Here is a 19621-nt window from a genome sequence, read left to right as displayed (position 1 = left end):
CGCGCCCTAGCGGATCTGGTGCTTGTGCAGCAAACGGTAGAAAGTAGGTCGGGAAACCCCCAGCACTTTGGCGGCAACACTTAGATTGTCGCTGTGCCGGTTCAACACATCGCACAACGCCTGGCGTTCGGCGCGGGTCTTGTAGTCTTCCAGGGTGCCCATCGGTGCCGCGATCGACTGCTGGCTGATCAGCCCCAGGTCACGGGCCTCGATCTGCCGTCCTTCGGCCAGCACCAGCCCCCGACGCACGCGGTTGGCCAGTTCGCGGACATTGCCCGGCCAGTCGTGCTTGCCCATGGCAATCAGCGCATCTTCACTGAAGCTGCGCGGACGACGGCCGGTTTCGTGACTGTAGAAGTGGGAAAAATGGTTGGCCAGCATCGACAGGTCGCCGTGGCGCTCGCGTAACGGCGCGGTCACTACTTGCAGCACATTGAGCCGGTAGTACAAATCCTCACGAAAGCGCTTCTTCTCGATGGCGGCCTCAAGGTCGACGTGAGTCGCTGCCAACACCCGCACATCAACCGGGATCGGTTGACTGCCGCCGACCCGTTCAATGTGTTTTTCCTGAAGAAAGCGCAACAGATTGGCTTGCAGTTCCAGTGGCAGATCGCCGATTTCATCGAGAAACAAGGTGCCGCCGTTGGCTGCTTCGATACGTCCGACCTTGCGCTGATGGGCGCCGGTAAACGCGCCTTTCTCGTGGCCGAACAGCTCGGACTGGATCAAATGTTCGGGAATTGCCCCGCAGTTGATCGCCACAAACGGTTTGCTGTGACGTTGCGACTGCCGGTGCAGGGTCCGGGCGACGAGTTCTTTACCGGTCCCGCTTTCTCCGCGAATAAGCACTGGCGACTCGGTGGGGGCCAGTTTACTCAGCAGTTTGCGCAGCTCGCGGATCGGTTTGCTGTCGCCCAACAGCTCGTGCTCCGGCTGATCGACGTGAATCGTGCCCTGGCCACGCAGACGCGCCATGCCGAACGCACGACCGAGGGTGACCTGCACCCGGGAGACGTCGAACGGCAAGGTATGGAAATCGAAAAACCATTCGCAGACGAAGTCGCCGACGTTCTGCAAGCGCAGCACTTCCTGATTCAACACGGCGATCCATTCGGTGCCGCTGCGGCTGATCAGTTCTTTGACGGCTTCGGGACGTTCCAGGTGGAAAGGCTGTAAACGCAGCAAGCCGACATCGCAACTTCGGTCGGCGGCATTTTCCAGGCTGCAACTGTCGACGTCCCAACCCACGGCACGCAAACCCGGCAACAATCGGTGACAGTCGTCGCACGGGTCGACGACCAGTAAACGTCGTAAAGCAGGCGCTTCGTTCATGACTGTTCCTTGGCGCCAAATTTTAGGAAATGATCGTAAAAACAGTCATTTGGCAAACCTGACTGTTACATTAGCAAGAATTTGACGGGGCCTTGTATCGATTGCTTATAGGTGTACAAGTGAAGCAGTTATAAGAAACCGCTTTATTAGTTAGCTATCGACTTGATTCTTTCGCCAGGCTTTCAAAAACAGGTCGGAATATTGAGGGTATGAAAGAAATTCGAAATTTCTTCAAATCCGGTGTGACCTGCCAACGGGTTGCGTGCATCAGTACAAGTAACTCGCCGAACGGTAAGCCCAACCGACGGCACATCACTTGATTGGGCACTTAAAGAGAGAAGACCCCATGACCGCCCCGCTCCGTATCAACGAAGCTCTTTTGATTGCCAACCGCGCATTTGAACCGTTTCAATGCGTCGCCTGGGCCCCACAAGATGGCAATGGCGAACTTTGCCTCACCGTGATCGACCGCACCAACTCCCACATCGGTCGTACCCAGATCCCAAGCAGTGCCTACTCTGATCCGGCGCAACTTGAACACCTGCTGCAGCAGGCCCGCGCCGAACTGAGCGAAGAAGGCTATGCATTGCAGTCCTGGTCGATGCCACACTGATAGTTGCGGGCAATGCGGATGACGCTCAAGTCATCCGCCCTCTTCTTTTAGTTGCGAATCTTTTTCCAACTTCAGTCTTTTTGTACAACTTTCCTCAATACTTTCGCGCCTGAATACTTGGCAGGCTTGCGACTGGTTCAAAAAGACACTGTTCTGGCACAGTGCGACTCTCCACCTGTTAGTTCTGTCAGTTGTACTTGCGCGTATTCAAGGATTGAATGTCTCGCTCATGCAGTTACCCGTTCCGCCTCCCGGAAATCGGTCGACTCGCAAGGAGAAGCATGCATGTCAACCCAGACCGCCATCGCGTTGCCGACGCTAGCGAAAAACGCCGGACAACTCGACAAGACCTTTTCCAGTAACGGTGTGGCGCAGGTTTACTTCGCCGGCAGTACGTCCAGCCTGACCCAGAGCGTGGCACTTGATGCGCAAGGCCGGATTCTGGTCGCCGCCAAAGTCGGCACGGCTCAGGGCAACTGCTTCGGTCTGGCCCGATTGCTCGGGGACGGATCGGCGGACCTTGGCTTCGGTAATCAAGGCAGCGTGATCGGACGGTTCGCCAGCGGATTCGAAGCGACGGGCAGCAAGGTTCAGCTCTTGCCCGACGGGCGGATTCTGCTGGCAGGCCTGCACTATGAATCGGAACACTGCACCCTTCCCGCCCTGGCTCTGTTCGACGCCCAAGGCCGGCCTGACCCGGACTTCGGCGACAACGGCCGACAAATCGTTCGCTTGCCCGGCGACCTGTCCATGGGCACCCGCGACGCCTGGTTGCCGCCGGGCGTTCCGGGCGCCGAAGCCTGTGATTTTGCGGTGCAACCGGACGGGCATATTCTGCTGATCGCCAACCATCACTTCGAGCTGGCCGATCACGTCGGCATGCTGATCCGCCTCACACCCGATGGCAGCCTCGACCCCTCCTTCAACGGTCGCGGTTTCGTCATGGTTCGCCACTTGCTGCTCAATACCTGGCTCGGCAGCGTGCTGCTGCAAGGAGACGGAAGAATCGTGGTGGCCGGCTCCATCGACTTTCCTCAAGAAGGTCTGCTCGCCCGCTACCTGCCGGACGGCAGGCTCGATGAACGTTTTGCGGTAGACGGCTTCATGGCCTTCAAAGTCCAGGGGCACAGTGCACTGGTCAATCAGGTCATCGAATCGGCGGAGCATTTGCATTGTTTTGGCAGCAGCCGCGATCCGATCCGATGCATGGCGCAATCTGTCCATGGCAACGGCAGACCCGATCTGCACTGCAACAGAGGTCAACCGCATCTGCTGGAGATCGGGCCCAGCGGCTGCCAGTGGAGCGCAGCGCAGGCGATGCCGGACGGTCGCATCATCGCGGTCGGCGCAACCATCGGCGGCGTTGAAGCCGACTTTATTGTCGCCCGCTATCTGGCCAACGGCTGCCTTGACCGAAGCTTCGGTTCCGGTAATGGCTGGTTGCGCACGCGACTGGGGCGCAGCCTCGATACCGCCACTTCAGTGGCGATACAGCCTGACGGAGGAATTCTGGTGGGCGGCTATTCGCTGGATGGCAACTACCGTGCAATGGTGGCGCGGTATCTGAATCACTGATGCGAATCCAACTGCACTTGATCTTGCCCATCGCTTACGGCAACTTGCGCGCTTCTTAATACAAGGAGCAACCAATGTCCGGTTCGATGGCCCAGGCGTTCGCGCACAACTTTCTCGGGCATTCACCCCGCTGGTACAAGGCGTGCATCGTCGGGTTTCTGCTGCTCAATGCGCTGGTGCTGTGGGCCGCAGGTCCCGTCGCCGCCGGCTGGTTGCTGGTGATCGAGTTCATTTTCACCCTGGCCATGGCGCTCAAGTGCTACCCGCTGATGCCCGGCGGCTTGCTGTTGATCGAAGCGCTGCTGCTGAAGATGACCACGCCCCAGGCGCTGTACGAAGAGCTGCAGCACAATTTCCCGGTGATTCTGCTGCTGATGTTCATGGTCGCCGGCATCTACTTCATGAAAGACCTGCTGCTGTTCCTGTTCTCACGTCTTTTGCTGGGCGTGCGTTCGAAGGCGCTGCTGGCCTTGATGTTCTGCTTTCTGTCGGCGTTTCTCTCGGCGTTTCTCGACGCACTGACCGTGACCGCAGTGATCATCAGCGCCGCCGTGGGCTTCTATTCGGTTTATCACCGGGTGGCCTCTGGCAACGACCCGCGCCAGGACAGCGAATTCAGCGATGACCAGCATCTGCCCCAGTTGCATCATGAGGATCTGGAACAGTTTCGCGCTTTCCTGCGCAGCCTGTTGATGCACGGTGCTGTCGGCACCGCACTGGGCGGCGTCTGCACGTTGGTCGGTGAACCGCAGAATCTGTTGATCGGCCACGAAATGGGTTGGCACTTCGCCGAGTTTTTCCAGAAGGTCGCGCCGGTGTCGCTGCCGGTGCTGGTCGCAGGACTGGTGACCTGCCTGTTGCTGGAGAAACTGCGCTGGTTCGGCTACGGCACGTTGCTGCCGGACAACGTACGCGCCGTGCTCGCCAACTACGCCGCCGAAGACAACGCCGAACGCACCCCACGCCAACGCGCCGCCCTGCTGGTGCAAGGCTGCGCTGCGCTGATCCTGATTGCCGGGCTGGCGTTCCATATTGCGGAAGTCGGCTTGATCGGCCTGATGGTGATCGTGCTGATTACCGCCTTCACCGGCATCACCGACGAGCACCGTCTGGGCAGCGCATTCAAGGACGCCATGCCGTTCACCGCGCTGCTGGTAGTGTTTTTCGCCGTGGTGGCGGTGATTCACGACCAGCAACTGTTCGCGCCGCTGATCCAGTGGGTGCTGGCACTGCCGGCCGAGCAGCAACCGGGGATGCTGTTCATCGCCAACGGCTTGCTGTCGGCGATCAGTGACAACGTGTTCGTCGCCACGATCTACATCACCGAAGTGAAGCAGGCGTTCCTGTCCGGGCACATGAGCCGCGAACATTTCGAGACGCTGGCGATTGCGATCAACACCGGCACCAACCTGCCGAGCGTGGCGACACCCAATGGTCAGGCGGCATTTCTGTTCCTGCTGACGTCGGCGATTGCGCCGCTGGTGCGGTTGTCGTACGGGCGGATGGTGTGGATGGCGTTGCCTTACACCGTGGTGATGGGATTGCTGGGCTGGTACGCCGTGAGTTACTGGCTGTAGAAACAACAACGGGAGCCCTGGGGCTCCCGTTTTTTTTTACGTAAATCAGCGCGGCAAGATGTACTTCTCGATGGCTTGCGCCACGCCATCCTCGGTGTTCGGCCCGGTCACCACATCGGCCTGACGCTTCACCGCGTCTTCTGCCTGGCCCATGGCGATCGACAGACCGGCAACATGGAACATCGCCGGATCATTGCCGCCATCGCCAATCGCCGCCGTCTGCGCCAGCGGCACACCGAGGTGTTCAGCCAGCGTGACCAGCGCCGAGCCCTTGTTCGCCTCGACTGCCGTCACGTCCAGGTACACCGGTTGCGAGCGCGACACCTGCGCGAGGCCCTCGACCTTCGGCAGCAAACGCGCCTCCAGCTCGATCAGCAGTTCGGTGTTGTTGCTGGTGGCCACGATCTTGTCGATGCGCTCCAGATACGGCTCGAAACTCTCCACCACCACCGGCGGATAACCCAGCCCGTGCTGCTCGCGCGGCACCATCGGCCCGTGCGGATCCTTGAGCAGCCAGTCGCCACCGCTGAACACCCAGATTTCGACATCCGGCTGATCGGCAAACAGCGCCAGCGCCGTCAGCGCGGCCGTGGCCGGCAGGTAATGCGCGACCAGAATGCTGCCATCCGGGTTGACGATCGTGCCGCCGTTGAACGCAGCCGTCGGCAGATCGACGCCCAGGGCTTCGATTTGATGCAGCATGGCTTTGGGCGGCCGCCCCGTGGCGAGACTGAACACCACGCCCGCTTCGCGCAGCGAACGAACCGCGTCAATCGTACGCTGACTCAGGCTGTGATCGGGCAGCAACAGCGTGCCGTCCATGTCACTCAACAGAAAACGGATCGGCTCGCTCATCCGAGACCATGCCAGACGCGACCATCGCGAGTCAGCAGATCATCGGCGGCTTTCGGCCCGTCTTCGCCGGCGGCATAGGTTTGTACACTGGCGTCCTGTTGCCAGGCATCAAGGAACGGCTGCACCGCGCGCCAGCCGTTCTCGATGTTGTCAGCGCGCTGGAACAGCGTCTGGTCACCGGTCAGGCAGTCGTAGATCAGGGTTTCGTAGCCGGTGGACGGCTGCATTTCAAAGAAGTCCTTGTAGGCGAAACCCAGCTCGATGTTGGCCATGTTCAGCGCCGGCCCCGGCCGTTTGGCCAGCAGGTCGAACCACATGCCTTCGTTGGGCTGAATCTGGATACGCAGGTAGGTCGGTTGCAATTCGTCGACCTCGGTATCGCGGAACTGCGCATACGGCGCCGGTTTGAAGCAGATGACGATCTCGGTGTCGCGCACGCTCATGCGCTTGCCGGTACGCAGGTAGAACGGCACGCCGACCCAGCGCCAGTTGTCGATCATCACTTTCAGCGCCACGTAGGTTTCCGTGGTGCTGTCGGGGGAGACGTTGTTTTCATCGCGATAACCGGACACCGGTTTGCCAGCGACTTCACCGGCGCTGTATTGGCCGCGTACCGAGTTTTCCCGCGCCTCTTCGGTGGTCCAGGGGCGGATTGCGCCGACTACCTTGGCTTTTTCGCCCCGCACCGCATCGGCGCCGAACGCGGCCGGCGGCTCCATCGCCACCATGGCCAGCAACTGGAACAGGTGATTGGGCACCATGTCCCGCAGCGCGCCGGTGTGTTCGTAAAAACTGCCACGGGTTTCGACGCCGACGGTTTCGGCGGCGGTGATCTGCACGTGATCGATGTAGTGGTTGTTCCAGAACGCTTCAAACAGGCTGTTGGAGAACCGGCTGACCAGAATGTTCTGCACGGTTTCCTTGCCCAGATAGTGATCGATCCGGTAGATCTGCTTTTCCGACATGACCTTGAGCAGGCAGGCGTTCAACGCCTCGGCGGTTTGCAGGTCGGAGCCGAACGGTTTTTCGATCACCACCCTTCTGAAGGCTTCCGGGGTTTCTTCGAGCAATCCGGCGCTGCCGAGACGGCGCACCACTTCGCTGAAGAAACGTGGCGCGGTGGCCAGGTAGAACACCGCATTGCCAGTGCCGCTGTCGGCGATTTTCGCCGCCAGGGCTGAATAAGTGCTGTCGTCCAGGAAATCGCCCTGGACGTAGCTGATGCCTTTGGCGAGTTTGGCCCACAAGGCCGGATCAAGCATCTGATCGCCCTTGCCGACCTTGGCTGCCACCTCGGTGCGGATGAAGTCTTCAAGCTTTTGCGCGAAGGCTTCATCGGTAATGGCGTTATGGTCAACGCCAACGATCCGCAGGCCATCATCCAGCAGGCCGTCGCGACTCAGGTTGTACAGCGCCGGCATGAGCAGGCGCTTGACCAGATCACCGTGGGCGCCGAACAGAAACAGCGTGGTCGGTGGCGCGGGTTCTGCCTTGGATTTCCTGCGGATCGTATGGGTCATTTCTTCGCAGTCTCCACATGGCCGCCGAAGCCGAAGCGCTGGGCCGAAAGAATCTTGTCGCCGAAAGTGCCCTGGCCGCGCGAGCGGTAGCGCGAGAACAGCGAGTTGGACAGCACCGGTACCGGCACCTTCTGTTCCATGGCCGCTTCGATGGTCCACTGACCTTCGCCGCTGTCAGCCACGGAGCCGGAGAAACCGTCGAGTTTCGGGTCGACCGCCAGGGCATCGGCGGTCAGGTCGAGCAGCCAGGACGACACCACGCTGCCACGACGCCAGACTTCGGCGATGTCGGCCACGTTCAGGTCGAAACGCTGGTCCTCCGGCAAAAACTCGCTGGACTTGGTCTTGAGGATGTCGAAGCCTTCGGCGAAGGCCGCCATCATCCCGTACTCGATCCCGTTGTGGATCATCTTCACGAAGTGACCGGCACCGGCGGGACCGGCGTGGATGTAGCCGTGCTCGGCGCGGTGGTCATCGGACTTGCGGTCCCTGGTGCGCGGGATGTCGCCCATGCCCGGCGCCAGAGCGGCGAACAGCGGATCCAGACGCTTAACGGTCTCGGCATCGCCGCCGATCATCATGCAGTAGCCGCGCTCCAGGCCCCAGACGCCGCCGGAGGTGCCGACGTCGATGTAGTGCAGGCCCTTCTCGGCCAGGGTTTTGGCCCGGCGGATGTCGTCCTTATAGTTGGTGTTGCCGCCATCGATGATGGTGTCGCCCGCCTCGAGCAGATTGCTCAGGGTTTCGATGGTGTCTTCAGTCGGTGCGCCGGCCGGCAGCATGACCCACACTGCACGCGGCTTGGCCAGGCCTGCGACCAGTGCAGGCAGATCGGCGACGCCGGTAGAGCCCTCGGCGGCCAGGGTGTCGACAAAGGCGGTATTGCGGTCGTAAACAACGGTGGTGTGACCGTTGAGCATCAGACGTCGCGCAATATTGCCGCCCATGCGGCCCAGTCCAATAATCCCGAGTTGCATGTGCTGATGCTCCTTACTACAAATAAAAGTGTGTCAAAGGTTATAGCCCAACGTGAATCATGGAGCTTAGTCCAGAGCGTCGGTGTGAAGTTTCCGGGCATTGTGCCCGATCCAGACTGATAACGTCGGGAAACGTGCCGAAGACACAACGACCATGAAAAATAAAAAAGTTCCATTCACGAGCAAAAGAAATCAAAATCGGCGCCGATAGTATGTCAGCAACCGAATTCGGGGCTGAACTACAGTTGAGACACGCCATTTGCGAGGTGAGCAATGGGCACAGTACACACAGCAATGCCGCCACAAACCCTGTACGTCACCATCCGTCGTGATGAATTGCGTCAGTTGAAAGATGAACGCGACCAGCTCAAGCAGGAACTCGCGCAATTGCGCCTGCTGACCCAAGGCGCCGAGCCGCAGCCCTTGCCACGCGTACAGCGCTCGCCCCACGCCTGATCCCCGCCCGCTTCGGGAGCAGCCATTGCTGTTCCCGACATGCTGCACCTCCTGCCCTTTTCGGCAACTAACAAAGTTTTCACATTCGCTTGTTGATACTCCCGCGCATTCTGGCCGTGCGTCTGTGCGCATGGCCTCCGTTCGTCGGGCTCATGCGCCCTTTGCATGAAACGCCCGGTGGTGGATGTAACGACTGAGCTGGAGTGCTGAATGGCGGTGTTCAAACGCAGCAATACGACTGCGACAGGTTTCGACTGGGCCGGTTTCATCTGGTTGTTCGTGTTCTTCTGGTACTTCTCCGGTATCACCCAACTGCTGATCCAGCTGACGGGCACCTCAGGGTTCACCGGGTTCCGCCAGGCCTTCGTGATGAGCGCCGTGTGGCTCGCGCCGATGCTGCTGTTCCCCAAACGCACCCGTCTGCTCGCCGCTCTGATCGGCGTGGTGCTGTGGGCCTGCTCGATGGCCAGCCTGGGTTATTTCTTCATCTACCAGCAGGAATTCTCCCAGAGCGTGATCTTCATCATGTTCGAGTCGAACGTGTCCGAAGCTGGCGAGTACATGACCCAGTACTTTGCCTGGTGGATGGTCCCGGCGTTCCTCGCGCACACCGCGTTCGCGTATTTCCTGTGGACCCGCCTGCGTCCGGTGTACCTGCCCCGTGGCCGGGCATTCGTCGCCGCCATGGCGATTCTGGTGGCCGTGATCGGTTATCCGCTGGTCAAGCAGACAATGCGCACCGGCAGCTTCGAGCAAGGCTTCGAGAAATTCGAAACCCGTATCGAGCCGGCCGTGCCGTGGCAGATGGCCGTGGCTTATCACCGCTATCAGGAAACCCTGGCCGACATGCAGGGCATGCTGCACAGCGCGAGCAAGATCCCGCCGCTGAAAAACCTAAAGGACTCAGGCGCCAATCAGCCGGCGACCCTGGTGCTGGTGATCGGCGAATCCACCAACCGCCAGCGCATGAGCCTCTACGGTTACCCGCGCAAAACCACACCGGAACTGGACAAGCTCAAGGATCAGCTGTCGATCTTCGACAACGTCATCACCCCGCGCCCGTACACCATCGAGGCGCTTCAACAGGTACTGACCTTCGCCGACGAAGAAAATCCGGATCTGTACCTGTCCACCCCTTCATTGGTCAGCATGATGAAACAGGCTGGCTACAAGACCTTCTGGATCACCAACCAGCAAACCATGACCAAGCGCAACACCATGCTCACAACGTTCTCCGAACAGGCCGACGAGCAGGTGTACCTGAACAACAACCGCAACCAGAACGCCGCGCAGTACGACGGCGACGTGATCGAGCCGTTCAACAAGGCCCTGGCCGATGCGGCACCGCGCAAGCTGATCGTCGTGCATCTGCTCGGTACGCACATGAGCTACCAGTACCGTTATCCGCCGAGCTTCGACAAGTTCCAGGATCGCAACGGCGTTCCGGCCGGTGTGCGTGACGATCAGGTGCCGACCTACAACAGCTACGACAATGCCGTGCTGTACAACGATTTCGTGGTCTCGAGCCTGATCAAGGATTACGCCAAATCCGATCCGAACGGCTTCCTGCTCTACCTCTCCGATCACGGTGAAGACGTGTTCGACTCGGTGGGCCACAGCACGCTGGGTCGCAACGAAAACAAGCCGACGGCGCCGATGTACACCATTCCGTTCATGGCCTGGGCGTCGCCAAAATGGCGTGAAACCCACGACTGGAGCTTCGCCGGAGACCTGAGCCGGCCGTACAGCAGCTCGCACTTGATCCACACCTGGGCGGATCTGGCCGGTTTGAGTTTCGATGAGCTGGATCGCACCAAAAGTCTGGTCAGCGACAGCTTCAAGCCGCGTCCGCTGTTGATCGGCAACCCTTACGAACGCGAACAGCGGGCCCTGATCGACTTCAGCCTGATGAAGCCGAAAAAGCCCGCGGCCACCACCACGGAAGTGGTGCTGCAGGAGTAATAGAAAGGGCCGCAACCGGCCCTTTTCAACATTTACAATCGTACTGCCCCTTCCCTTGCAACCTGCACGCGTCATTCACGCGTGCAGCGTTCGTCCGATACGCCGTGGAAATACTCTGTAAAACCTAGACTGAACGAGCGTTAACCTCTTGTTAATGCCCTCGACGGACACTGCCCCTCGAGGCCCTGATTCATGGATGAACGGCTCCGACATTTTTCGTAGGAGGCACCATGAAAACCACGACTGCAATCCTTGCCGGTCTACTCACCCTGGCATCCGCCAGCGCATTCGCCGAAGGCGGCGCCGAGCGCATGAGACATTACTGGGCAAACTTCCCGGTTCATTCCGCACAGAGCCCGCAGGCTGAGGCGAAGACCAATGAACTCAAGGTTCCGGACGACCAGACCGCCCAGGTCACCGAGTCCTATCGCCCTTGAGCGAACGCTTTACCGATGGACCTGCGATGGCTCGCTCTGGCTTCGCAGATGACAGTTGGGCGCCCTTTCCGGGCGCCTTTTTTTTACGCCTGCAAATCCTTGATCCAGAACAGCATGCGCCCGTGATTCGGGTCGAACATGCCTGGCGCGAAGCCGAATTTGGCATAGGAATTTTGCGCTATGGCGTTACCTTCGAGTACCTCCAGAGTGATCTTGCAGCAACCACGCTGACGGGCGATGTCCTCGACCTTGCGCAGCATTTTCTGACTCAGCCCCAGACCGCGAAACTTGGTCACCACTGACACGTCGTGCACATTGACCAGCGGCTTGCAGGCAAACGTGGAAAACCCTTCAAAGCAGTTCACCAGCCCTGCCGGCTCGCCACCGACAAACGCCAGGACGCTGAACGCGTGGGGCCGCTTGGCCAGTTCGGCGGGCAGTTGCTGCAACAGTTCAGGGGCAATCGGATGGCCGCCGCCCATCGGGTCCTCGGCGTAATGATTGAGTACGACACCGATGGCTTCGGCATGCACCGGATTGGTGTAACTGGCTTGAAGCACAAGAATTTCTGCGGAATCCATTTCCTTCCTCGATCGCACGGGGCCCCGGCGCGTTTGATACGCGCTGATAGGCTCGGCGACCTTAGCGCGAGGCAGGTCCCGGCGACAACCCGGCGTTTTCAGTGGCCCCAGATGAGTTCTTCGGTCCAGCCCAGCTCGGCAAAATCCTCGGCCCGCAAACCGGACTCGCCGGCACAGAAAAATTCGTCCAGCTGCGGCGGTTTCACCGAAGTGCCGCTGAGCATCGCGTGAACCTGGCCGCGATGATGGATCTGGTGTTCGAACAGGTGCGAAACCATCCGCAGGCGGCTGTCGTGCTGTGGCGTGTCGCGGGCGATGGTGACAATGCGCCCCAGATCGGCATCGCGCAGTTGCTCGCAGTAGGCGATCAGCCTGCGGTCGACATGGGCCTGTTCCCGGCGCAAGGCCTGTGACTCGGTGAAGGGTTCGTCAGCGTTGAAGAACACGTAGCAATCGGGATGCGGTTCGTCACCGCGCAACTCCCGCTCCAGCGCGTCGACGTAGAACCAGTCGCAGGTGAGGATATGGTTGAGGGTCAGGCGGATGCTCGGGAAGAAACTGACCCGTGGCGCCGCCAGCTCCGTGCCGTCGAGCTGGCTCCAGGCCTTGGCCAGTCGATGATTGGCCCAGGCATTCTGATAAGCCATGGTCAGCAAATGATGGGACAGTGGCTGAGTCATGTCGCGCCCTCCGTGTTTTCAGGTCTCGGCGAAGCGTTGCAACTGCATCTCCTGCAAGCGGCTGAGGGTCCGGCGGAACGGGAATTCCAGATAGCCCTCGGTGTACAGCGCGTCCATCGGCACTTCGGCCTCGATGTACAGCGGCACCTTGCGGTCGTAGCACTCGTCGACCAGCGCGATGAAGCGGCGCACGCCGTCGTCGTGCACCGACAACTGCGGCAATTCACGATCGCCGGCCACCACCCGCTCCGCGCCATCCTCGGTGCCACGGGCGATCCGCCCCTCGCGTTTTTTCGCGCTGAGGTTCGGCACCTCGCTCAACAGGATAGCCCGGTAGGTGTCACACAGCGCGATGAAATCCATGGCGGCGAACGGTTGGTCGCACAGATCGGCGTAACGGCACCACAGCACCGAATCGCTGGCCTGCACCACGTTCAAGGCACGGTAACCGACCGGCACCGGTTCGCCACTGACGGTTTGCCCGGCCGCCAAGGCGTCGAACACCTGGCTTAGCGCGCTAGCCTGCTCCGGCTGAGTGACCCAGTAACGCTGCTCGATGGCACCGGGATGCAATCGATGATCTTCGGCGCCATTCACCGCGACCACTTGCATGTGCTGCTTGATCGCGGTGATCGCCGGCAAAAAGCGGTCGCGGTTGAAGCCGTCGGCATACAGCTGATCCGGTGGCAGGTTGGAAGTGCAGACCACCACCACGCCCTCGTCGAACATCACTTGAAACAAGCGCCCGAGAATGATCGCGTCGCCGATGTCATTGACGAACAGCTCGTCGAAACACAGCACTCGCACTTCGGCCGCCAGCTCACGGGCCAGGGCCCGCAACGGATCGGCGATCCCGGTCAACTGAAAGGAGCGCTGGTGCACCCAGCCCATGAAGTGGTGAAAGTGCTGCCGCCGCGCCGGCACCCGCAGGCTCTGATGAAACTGGTCCATCAGCCAGGTCTTGCCGCGCCCGACCGGGCCCCACAGGTAAACGCCGGTAACCGAACGGGCACCGGCGTGCAGGGCTTCATGGCATTTTTGCAAGGCCCAGACCGCGTGTTCCTGGGCTTCATCCTGGATGAAGCCCTTGTGGTCGACGGCGTATTGCCAAGCGCTCAGAGGGGAGTCGATAGTCATGCGCGGCAGTATGCCACGACGGCTACAGGGAAATATCCAGCCGAGCGATTTTGCCCTGTTCGTTAAGGCGGAACGTGTAGCGCAGCTCCAGCGGGCTGCCGGGAAACGTTCCGGAGATCAGCCCTTGCACCAGCACTTTGCCGGTGCGCTGCTGGACGCCGAGCACTTCGACCCGCGGCTGATAGCGCTGGGCGGTGTCCTGCATCCAATTGGCGATGGCCTGCGGGCCGACCTGATGATGGCCTTCATCGAACACGTGGGCATCCTCGGCAAAAAAACTGCCGACCCGGGAGGTATCGCGAGCATTGGCAGCATTGATGTACTCAACGATGGCCGGGGCGAGTATCGAGGTGGGATGGAACATGAGTGCAGCTCCTTTTTTCGGGTTCTGTCGCCATCCTAGAACAGCCCTGCGTCAATTCCTGTCAGGAGTGAAGCGGCCGTTTTCGTCCAGTTGCATCAGCCGCTGCCAAGTGCGCAACAGCTCGCTGCGCCGCCCCGGATAGCGCTCGCCCTGCAGGCTGGCGGCGGCAATCCGGTCGGTGCGAAACGTACGATAGGCGCCGCGCAATTCGCACCACGCGACGATGATCCGCACCTCGTTGAGAAAACCCAGCGCCAGCGGCCAGATCAACCGCTGGCTCTGCACCTGCTGCGCATCGGCGTAATCGATGTGCAGCTTGGCCTGATCGCGGATGGCGTGGCGGAACACGTTCAACGGCACGGCGTTTTGCGGAAAACCGTAACCCGGCGGCCCGGGCATGACGGTCGGATTGCGCAGCGCCTCCTGGGCCTGCGGGTCCAGCACCGCAGCGATTTTCGCCAGTGCATCCGCCGCAGCCTTGCTCAGCACCTCGTCGCCACGCTGATCGACATAACGCAGGCCCAGCACGATGGCTTCGGTCTCGTCGGCGTTGAGCATCAGCGGCGGCAGAAACAGACCGCTGCGCAGCACATACCCGATGCCCGCCTCGCCATGGATCGGCGCACCGAGTGCGGTCAGTTCGGCGATATCGCGATAGAGGGTGCGTTCGGAGATTTCCAGCTCGGAGGCCAGCGTCGCGGCGGTCACCGGGCGTTTCTTGCCACGCAGCACTTGCAACAGGGTCAACAGACGAGTGGTTCGCGACACGGTGTGAAGCTCTGGGCAGAAAATTTGCCGCAGCTTAGCAGAGCCTGGTGTCAGAAATTGTCAGGAGCTTTCACCAGGCTCGGAGGTGATCACGCGTCGACTTTATGCCTGGCCGCGTACAGGCAAAGCATCTCCATGGCCAGGGTTGCCGCCGCCAGCGACGTCACGTCCGCATGGTCATAAGCCGGGGCGACTTCCACAACATCCATTCCGACCAGATTGATCCCGCGCAGGCCGCCGAGGATCTCCAGCGCCTGTACCGTGCTCAAGCCGCCGCAGACCGGCGTACCGGTGCCCGGTGCGAAGGCCGGATCCAGGCAATCGATGTCGAACGTCAGGTACACCGGGTGATCGCCGACCCGCGCGCGAATCGCTTCGACAATGGCTTCGCAACCACGGCGATGCACTTGCCGCGCGTCCAGCACCTGAAAGCCCTGATGATCGTCATTGGTGGTGCGCAAGCCGATCTGCACCGAACGCGCCGGATCCACCAGCCCTTCTCGCGCCGCGTGCCAGAACATGGTGCCGTGATCGACCCGCTTGCCCGCCTCATCCGGCCAGGTGTCGCTGTGGGCATCGAAGTGGATCAGCGACAACGTGCCGTGCTTGCGCGCATGGGCCTTGAGCAGCGGATAGCTGATGAAGTGATCGCCGCCGAAGGTGAGCATCGCGCTGCCGGAGCTGAGAATGTGCTCGGCGTGGGCCTCGATGCTTTCCGGGATGGTGTGCGGCGAGCCGTAATCGAAGTCGCAATCGCCGTAATCGATCACCGCCAGATGATCGAACGGGTCGAACGCCCACGGCCAGTGCCGTTCCCAAGCAATCCCGGTGGACGCCGCGCGAATCCCGCGCGGCCCGAAACGTGCGCCGGGACGGTTGCTGGTGGCGGTGTCGAACGGCACACCGCTGACCGCCACGTCCACGCCGCGCAGGTCGCGGCTGTAGCGCCGGCGCATGAAACTGGTAATCCCGGCGTAGGTACTTTCGGCAGCGGTGCCGTAGAGGCTGTCACGGGTCAGGGCCTGATCGTTTTGCACTGGCACGTCCATCGGTGTGCTCCTGTTGTTATGAAAGGCTATTGGCGGCTACGGAAAGTGGTCCACAGGCGTGTGCGCTGGCGCATGTCCTTGAGGCTCATGCTGTGGTCGGCGTACAGCCGTTCGCGCACGTCGGGTTTCGGGTAAATGTCCGGATCGTTGCGCACCGCCTCATCCACCAGCGGCGTGGCGGTCTGGTTGGCGGTGGCAAAGAACAGCGTATTGGTCAGCGCCGCCACGGATTCGGGGCGCAACATGAACTCGATGAAGGTGCGAGCAGCTTCCGGGTGCGGCGCGTCTTTGGGGATGGCGAGGTTGTCCTGCCACACCAGCGTGCCTTCCTTGGGGATCCGGTAAGCCACTTCAAACGGCTTGTTGGCCTTGCGCGCCTGATCGGCGGCCATGCTCGCGTCACCGTTGTAGGTCAGCGCCAGGCAGACGCTGCCGTTGGCCAGATCATTGATCTGCCGCCCGGTGGCGACATACAGCACCGAGGGCTGCAACTTCTGCAACAGGGCTTCGGCGGCGACCAGATCTTTCTTGTCGGTGCTGTAGGGATCTTTCCCGAGATAGTGCAGCGCCAGACCGATCACTTCCTGCGGCGAATCGAGAATCGCGATCCCGCAATCCTTGAGTTTGCTGGCGTATGCGGGCTTGAACAGCAGATCGAGGCTGTTGAGCGGCACGTCGGGCAGCCGCTGCTTCACGGCTTCGACGTTCATGCCCAGCCCGAGCGTGCCCCAGGTGTAAGGCACGCCGTAACGGTTACCGGGATCGACCGCCGCCAGTTTTTCCAGCAGATCCGGATCGAGATTGGCGTAACCCTTGAGCCCTTCGTGAGGGATTTCCTTCAACGCGCCGGCGGCCAACCCACGGGCCAGCACGCTGGACGACGGCACCACCACGTCATAACCGCTGCCGCCGGTGAGCAGTTTGGTTTCCAGCACCTCGGACGTATCGAAGGTGTCGTAGCGCACGTGGATGCCAGTTTCCTTTTCGAAGCGCTGCAAGGTTTCCGGCGCCACGTAATCGGCCCAGCTGTAGAGGTTGAGCGTTTTCTCTTCGGCCTGGGCGGCGATGGAGACGGTAAGCAACAACGCGGGCAAACACAGCTTGAAGACGGGAGCCATGACGAACACCTGACCGAAGGAAGTGGTGGCAGGATGCGCCGCCGGATACATTCGAAAAATATCAAGCTTGTTAACCTGACTTTATCCAGGAGTAATGTGATGCTCGGTCAGCTCCACGATGTCGATCTTCAGCTTCTGCGGCTGTTTCTCGGCGTAGTCGAATCCAATGGTTTCAGCGCAGCCCAGGGTGAACTGGGGCTGAGCCAGTCGAGCATCAGCCAGCAAATGGCCAAGCTTGAGACGCGTCTCGGCTATCGGGTGTGCAACCGGGGCAAGGGCGGTTTCAGCCTGACGCCCAAGGGCGAGCAACTGTTGATTGCCGCGCGGGCGCTGTTCGATTCGATCGAAACCTTCCGCCATCAATCCAACGGCGTCGCCGGGCGCTTGATCGGTGAAGTGCGCTTGGGTCTGTCGGAAGCGGTCGATCAGTCGGTGCTGCAACGGGTGGCGGATGCGATCCGGCGCTTTCGCGAGCGGGACGAATCGGTGCGAATCGAGCTGATCAGCGCCATGCCCGGCGAAATGGAGCGTCTGCTGCTGCAACAGCGGCTGGACCTGGCCATCGGTTACTTCTCCCAGGTGCAGAGCGCGTTCGACTACCGCGAGCTGTTCAGCGAAACCCAGCATCTGTATTGCGCGCCCGGCCACCCGCTGTTTACCGACGATGCGCCCGATGATGCGGCGTTGCAGGCCTGCGACCGGGTCGATCACCCCTACCGGTTTCTGCGCAGTGACGAGCCGTTTCAGGGCAAGGTCTGCTCGGCGCGCTCGGAGCAGGTCGAAGGTACCCTCGCCTTCATTCTGTCCGGCAAGCACGTCGGTTATCTGCCCGACCATTACGCCCGCCAATGGCAGGACAAGGGCCTGTTGCGGCCAGTGCGCGAAGGCGAGTTGAGCTTTGACGTGGCGTTCCATCTGGCCCGCCATCGGGCGCAGGTGCCCGGCGATGCACAGAAGGCTTTTGAAGAAGATCTGCTGTCAGCCTTTGGTCGAACCTGACCTTTTGGGCAGTTTTAATGCGTTGCCCTCGCTCCCCTCTTACGGCATCCTGCGCACCCATTTTCCGACCCGGCCCCGCATTGCGGCACGCAAACCACCATGACCGTCTCTGAAAAAGCCCCGCGCAACAACGATCTGATCTACGGCCTCAACGACCGTCCGCACTTCACCGCAACGGTGTTTGCCGCCCTGCAACACGTACTGGCCAGCTTCGTCGGCATCATCACCCCGACCCTGATCATGGGCGGCGCCCTCGGCCTGCAAAGTGAAATCCCGTACCTGATCAGCATGGCGCTGTTCGTCTCGGGCCTCGGCACCTTCGTTCAGGCCAAGCGCTTCGGCCCGGTCGGTTCGGGGCTGCTGTGCCTGCAAGGCACCAGTTTTTCCTTTATCAGCGTGATTCTCAGCGCCGGCTTCATGGTCAAGGCCCGGGGCGGTGGCACCGATGAAATCCTGTCGACGATCTTCGGTGTGTGTTTCTTTGCCGCGTTTATCGAAGTGGTGCTGAGCCAGTTCATCGGCAAGTTGCGCATGCTGATCACCCCGGTGGTGACCGGCACCATCATCACCCTGATGGGCCTGTCGCTGATCAAAGTGGCGATGACCGACATTGCCGGTGGCTTCGGCGCGGCGGATCTGGGCGCGGCGAGCCATGTGTTTCTGGCGGCGCTGGTGCTGGGCACCATTGTGGTGTTGAACCGGGTTGACGTGCCGTTCCTGCGGTTGGGCGCGATCGTCATCGGCCTGACCCTCGGCTACGTGGTGGCGTGGCTGATGGGCACTGTGGACTTCGCCAACCTGCCCGAAGTGCCGGTGGTCAGCGTGCCGGTGCCGTTCAAGTACGGTTTCAACTTCGACTGGGTGGCGTTCGTGCCGGTGGCGGTGATTTTCCTGGTGTCGCCGCTGGAGGCTGCCGGTGACCTGACCGCCAACTCGATGATTTCCCGGCAGCCGGTCAAAGGCCCGTTGTACATCCGCCGAATCAAGTCCGGGCTGCTCGCCGACGGCCTCAACTCGGCCATGGCGGCGGTGTTCAACAGCATGCCGATGGTGACCTTCGCCCAGAACAACGGGGTGATTCAGCTCACTGGCGTCGCCAGCCGCTACGTGGCGTTCTTCATTGCCGGGCTGTTGGTGCTGCTGGGGCTGTTCCCGATGATCGGCGCGGTACTGCAACTGATGCCGAAACCGGTGCTCGGCGGCGCAGAGCTGGTGATGTTCGGCACCGTGGCCGTGGCCGGAATCAAGATCCTCGCCGAAGCCGGCCTGCATCGGCGCAACATGCTGATCGTGGCGATTTCCGTCGGCATGGGCCTGGGCATCGCCGCCGTGCCGGAAGTGCTGCGCGAGCTGCCGCAGGCGCTGCGCAATATTTTCGAATCGCCGATCACCGTTGGCGCGCTGTGTGCGATCGTGCTGAATATCTTCCTGCCGGAAGAATTCATCGAGCTGGAAGAGGATGACTTCGACCCGGAAGCCTCTATCCTTCAGGTCATGGAAAACCCCGACCTGCCGGCCAAAGCTGAACCCGCAACAAACGCCGCTGTCGCACAGTTGAACCGTTGATCCTGTCCGCTCCATCAAAAAGGGCTGATACCGGCAACGGTTCAGCCCTTTTTCA

General features: G+C 61.0%; 19 protein-coding genes. 8 read left to right on the top strand and 11 right to left on the bottom strand.

Annotation, left to right across the window (positions count from 1 at the left end; translation table 11 throughout):
• Window positions 1–6: 6 nt before the first annotated feature.
• Complete coding sequence (locus ACM6JM_RS08765) at window positions 7–1332, bottom strand: sigma-54 dependent transcriptional regulator (protein ID WP_039768186.1); 1326 nt, start codon at window positions 1330–1332, stop codon at window positions 7–9.
• Between the two features lie 346 nt (window positions 1333–1678).
• Between ACM6JM_RS08765 and ACM6JM_RS08760 the strand changes: the two genes are divergently transcribed.
• The 3 genes from ACM6JM_RS08760 to nhaB all read left to right on the top strand — a co-directional run bounded on the left by ACM6JM_RS08760 (window position 1679) and on the right by nhaB (window position 5097).
• Entirely contained in the window at window positions 1679–1945 is a 267-nt protein-coding gene (locus tag ACM6JM_RS08760; protein ID WP_039768183.1) for a hypothetical protein, read from the top strand.
• A 285-nt stretch (window positions 1946–2230) separates the two neighbouring features.
• The gene (locus tag ACM6JM_RS08755; protein ID WP_103386137.1) at window positions 2231–3520 is read left to right on the top strand and encodes a hypothetical protein; all 1290 of its coding nucleotides are present in this window, start codon (window positions 2231–2233) and stop codon (window positions 3518–3520) included.
• A 74-nt stretch (window positions 3521–3594) separates the two neighbouring features.
• A complete protein-coding gene (nhaB, locus tag ACM6JM_RS08750) occupies window positions 3595–5097 on the top strand; it encodes a sodium/proton antiporter NhaB (protein ID WP_039768180.1) in 1503 nt (500 codons plus the stop codon).
• Between the two features lie 45 nt (window positions 5098–5142).
• On the opposite strand, the gene ACM6JM_RS08745 is transcribed toward nhaB, so the two are convergent.
• The 3 genes from ACM6JM_RS08745 to gnd are packed head-to-tail and all read right to left on the bottom strand — an operon-like array spanning window position 5143 to window position 8449.
• Complete coding sequence (locus tag ACM6JM_RS08745) at window positions 5143–5952, bottom strand: HAD family hydrolase (protein ID WP_103386138.1); 810 nt, start codon at window positions 5950–5952, stop codon at window positions 5143–5145.
• Window positions 5949–7472: a glucose-6-phosphate dehydrogenase gene (zwf, locus tag ACM6JM_RS08740; RefSeq protein WP_074690946.1), complete on the bottom strand. Its 1524-nt coding sequence runs from the start codon at window positions 7470–7472 to the stop codon at window positions 5949–5951. The genes ACM6JM_RS08745 and zwf overlap by 4 nt, the downstream gene beginning before the upstream one ends.
• Window positions 7469–8449 (bottom strand): phosphogluconate dehydrogenase (NAD(+)-dependent, decarboxylating), encoded by a 981-nt coding sequence (gene gnd, locus ACM6JM_RS08735; RefSeq protein WP_074690945.1) that lies wholly within the window; start codon window positions 8447–8449, stop codon window positions 7469–7471. Before gnd ends, zwf begins: the two co-directional genes overlap by 4 nt.
• Before the next feature lie 273 nt (window positions 8450–8722).
• Here gnd and ACM6JM_RS08730 point away from each other — a divergent pair, with 273 nt between their 5' ends.
• From ACM6JM_RS08730 to ACM6JM_RS08720, 3 genes are all read left to right on the top strand, one after another.
• Window positions 8723–8905: a DUF6026 family protein gene (locus tag ACM6JM_RS08730; RefSeq protein WP_007957508.1), complete on the top strand. Its 183-nt coding sequence runs from the start codon at window positions 8723–8725 to the stop codon at window positions 8903–8905.
• Between the two features lie 210 nt (window positions 8906–9115).
• Window positions 9116–10867, top strand: coding sequence for a phosphoethanolamine transferase CptA (locus ACM6JM_RS08725; RefSeq protein ID WP_103386139.1), 1752 nt, complete (start codon window positions 9116–9118; stop codon window positions 10865–10867).
• Window positions 10868–11097: 230 nt separating this feature from the next.
• Complete coding sequence (locus tag ACM6JM_RS08720; RefSeq protein ID WP_085667090.1) at window positions 11098–11304, top strand: hypothetical protein; 207 nt, start codon at window positions 11098–11100, stop codon at window positions 11302–11304.
• Between the two features lie 83 nt (window positions 11305–11387).
• Here the strand turns inward: ACM6JM_RS08720 and ACM6JM_RS08715 are convergent, their stop codons facing one another.
• From ACM6JM_RS08715 to ACM6JM_RS08685, 7 genes are all read right to left on the bottom strand, one after another.
• A complete protein-coding gene (locus tag ACM6JM_RS08715) occupies window positions 11388–11885 on the bottom strand; it encodes a GNAT family N-acetyltransferase (protein WP_039768172.1) in 498 nt (165 codons plus the stop codon).
• Between the two features lie 98 nt (window positions 11886–11983).
• Window positions 11984–12565 (bottom strand): DinB family protein, encoded by a 582-nt coding sequence (locus ACM6JM_RS08710; protein ID WP_103386140.1) that lies wholly within the window; start codon window positions 12563–12565, stop codon window positions 11984–11986.
• 18 nt (window positions 12566–12583) lie between these two features.
• Window positions 12584–13702, bottom strand: a complete 1119-nt coding sequence (zapE, locus tag ACM6JM_RS08705) for a cell division protein ZapE (RefSeq protein WP_414881685.1) — start codon at window positions 13700–13702, stop codon at window positions 12584–12586.
• 22 nt (window positions 13703–13724) lie between these two features.
• Window positions 13725–14066, bottom strand: a complete 342-nt coding sequence (locus ACM6JM_RS08700) for a nuclear transport factor 2 family protein (protein ID WP_007957516.1) — start codon at window positions 14064–14066, stop codon at window positions 13725–13727.
• Between the two features lie 51 nt (window positions 14067–14117).
• Complete coding sequence (locus tag ACM6JM_RS08695; protein WP_039768169.1) at window positions 14118–14834, bottom strand: helix-turn-helix transcriptional regulator; 717 nt, start codon at window positions 14832–14834, stop codon at window positions 14118–14120.
• An 89-nt stretch (window positions 14835–14923) separates the two neighbouring features.
• Window positions 14924–15883 (bottom strand): agmatinase, encoded by a 960-nt coding sequence (gene speB / locus ACM6JM_RS08690; RefSeq protein ID WP_163975101.1) that lies wholly within the window; start codon window positions 15881–15883, stop codon window positions 14924–14926.
• 26 nt (window positions 15884–15909) lie between these two features.
• Window positions 15910–17001, bottom strand: a complete 1092-nt coding sequence (locus tag ACM6JM_RS08685) for a polyamine ABC transporter substrate-binding protein (RefSeq protein ID WP_414881684.1) — start codon at window positions 16999–17001, stop codon at window positions 15910–15912.
• A 99-nt stretch (window positions 17002–17100) separates the two neighbouring features.
• Between ACM6JM_RS08685 and ACM6JM_RS08680 the strand changes: the two genes are divergently transcribed.
• Entirely contained in the window at window positions 17101–18000 is a 900-nt protein-coding gene (locus ACM6JM_RS08680; RefSeq protein WP_414881683.1) for a LysR family transcriptional regulator, read from the top strand.
• Between the two features lie 99 nt (window positions 18001–18099).
• Window positions 18100–19566 carry a nucleobase:cation symporter-2 family protein gene (locus ACM6JM_RS08675; protein ID WP_085611690.1) on the top strand — a complete coding sequence of 489 codons (1467 nt, stop codon included), beginning with the start codon at window positions 18100–18102 and terminating at the stop codon, window positions 19564–19566.
• The last annotated feature ends 55 nt before the right edge of the window (window positions 19567–19621 follow it).

It is taken from the genome of Pseudomonas sp. IT-P2 (assembly GCF_949767575.1).
GTDB classification, from domain to species: Bacteria; Pseudomonadota; Gammaproteobacteria; order Pseudomonadales; family Pseudomonadaceae; genus Aquipseudomonas; species Aquipseudomonas pharyngis.
Note: the sequence above shows the minus strand (reverse complement) of the source record. Positions and strands in the feature narration are given on the sequence as shown.

Excerpts from the sequence above, each read along its gene's own strand:
- ACM6JM_RS08710 (WP_103386140.1), bottom strand. The coding sequence starts at position 12,565 with ATGACTCAGCCACTGTCCCATCATTTGCTGACCATGGCTTATCAGAAT.
- ACM6JM_RS08755 (WP_103386137.1), top strand. The coding sequence starts at position 2,231 with ATGTCAACCCAGACCGCCATCGCGTTGCCGACGCTAGCGAAAAACGCC.
- ACM6JM_RS08765 (WP_039768186.1), bottom strand. The coding sequence starts at position 1,332 with ATGAACGAAGCGCCTGCTTTACGACGTTTACTGGTCGTCGACCCGTGC.
- gnd (WP_074690945.1), bottom strand. The coding sequence starts at position 8,449 with ATGCAACTCGGGATTATTGGACTGGGCCGCATGGGCGGCAATATTGCG.
- ACM6JM_RS08680 (WP_414881683.1), top strand. The coding sequence starts at position 17,101 with ATGCTCGGTCAGCTCCACGATGTCGATCTTCAGCTTCTGCGGCTGTTT.
- zwf (WP_074690946.1), bottom strand. The coding sequence starts at position 7,472 with ATGACCCATACGATCCGCAGGAAATCCAAGGCAGAACCCGCGCCACCG.
- ACM6JM_RS08675 (WP_085611690.1), top strand. The coding sequence starts at position 18,100 with ATGACCGTCTCTGAAAAAGCCCCGCGCAACAACGATCTGATCTACGGC.
- speB (WP_163975101.1), bottom strand. The coding sequence starts at position 15,883 with ATGGACGTGCCAGTGCAAAACGATCAGGCCCTGACCCGTGACAGCCTC.
- ACM6JM_RS08685 (WP_414881684.1), bottom strand. The coding sequence starts at position 17,001 with ATGGCTCCCGTCTTCAAGCTGTGTTTGCCCGCGTTGTTGCTTACCGTC.
- ACM6JM_RS08745 (WP_103386138.1), bottom strand. The coding sequence starts at position 5,952 with ATGAGCGAGCCGATCCGTTTTCTGTTGAGTGACATGGACGGCACGCTG.
- ACM6JM_RS08760 (WP_039768183.1), top strand. The coding sequence starts at position 1,679 with ATGACCGCCCCGCTCCGTATCAACGAAGCTCTTTTGATTGCCAACCGC.
- ACM6JM_RS08715 (WP_039768172.1), bottom strand. The coding sequence starts at position 11,885 with ATGGATTCCGCAGAAATTCTTGTGCTTCAAGCCAGTTACACCAATCCG.
- nhaB (WP_039768180.1), top strand. The coding sequence starts at position 3,595 with ATGTCCGGTTCGATGGCCCAGGCGTTCGCGCACAACTTTCTCGGGCAT.
- ACM6JM_RS08725 (WP_103386139.1), top strand. The coding sequence starts at position 9,116 with ATGGCGGTGTTCAAACGCAGCAATACGACTGCGACAGGTTTCGACTGG.
- ACM6JM_RS08720 (WP_085667090.1), top strand. The coding sequence starts at position 11,098 with ATGAAAACCACGACTGCAATCCTTGCCGGTCTACTCACCCTGGCATCC.
- zapE (WP_414881685.1), bottom strand. The coding sequence starts at position 13,702 with ATGACTATCGACTCCCCTCTGAGCGCTTGGCAATACGCCGTCGACCAC.
- ACM6JM_RS08730 (WP_007957508.1), top strand. The coding sequence starts at position 8,723 with ATGGGCACAGTACACACAGCAATGCCGCCACAAACCCTGTACGTCACC.
- ACM6JM_RS08700 (WP_007957516.1), bottom strand. The coding sequence starts at position 14,066 with ATGTTCCATCCCACCTCGATACTCGCCCCGGCCATCGTTGAGTACATC.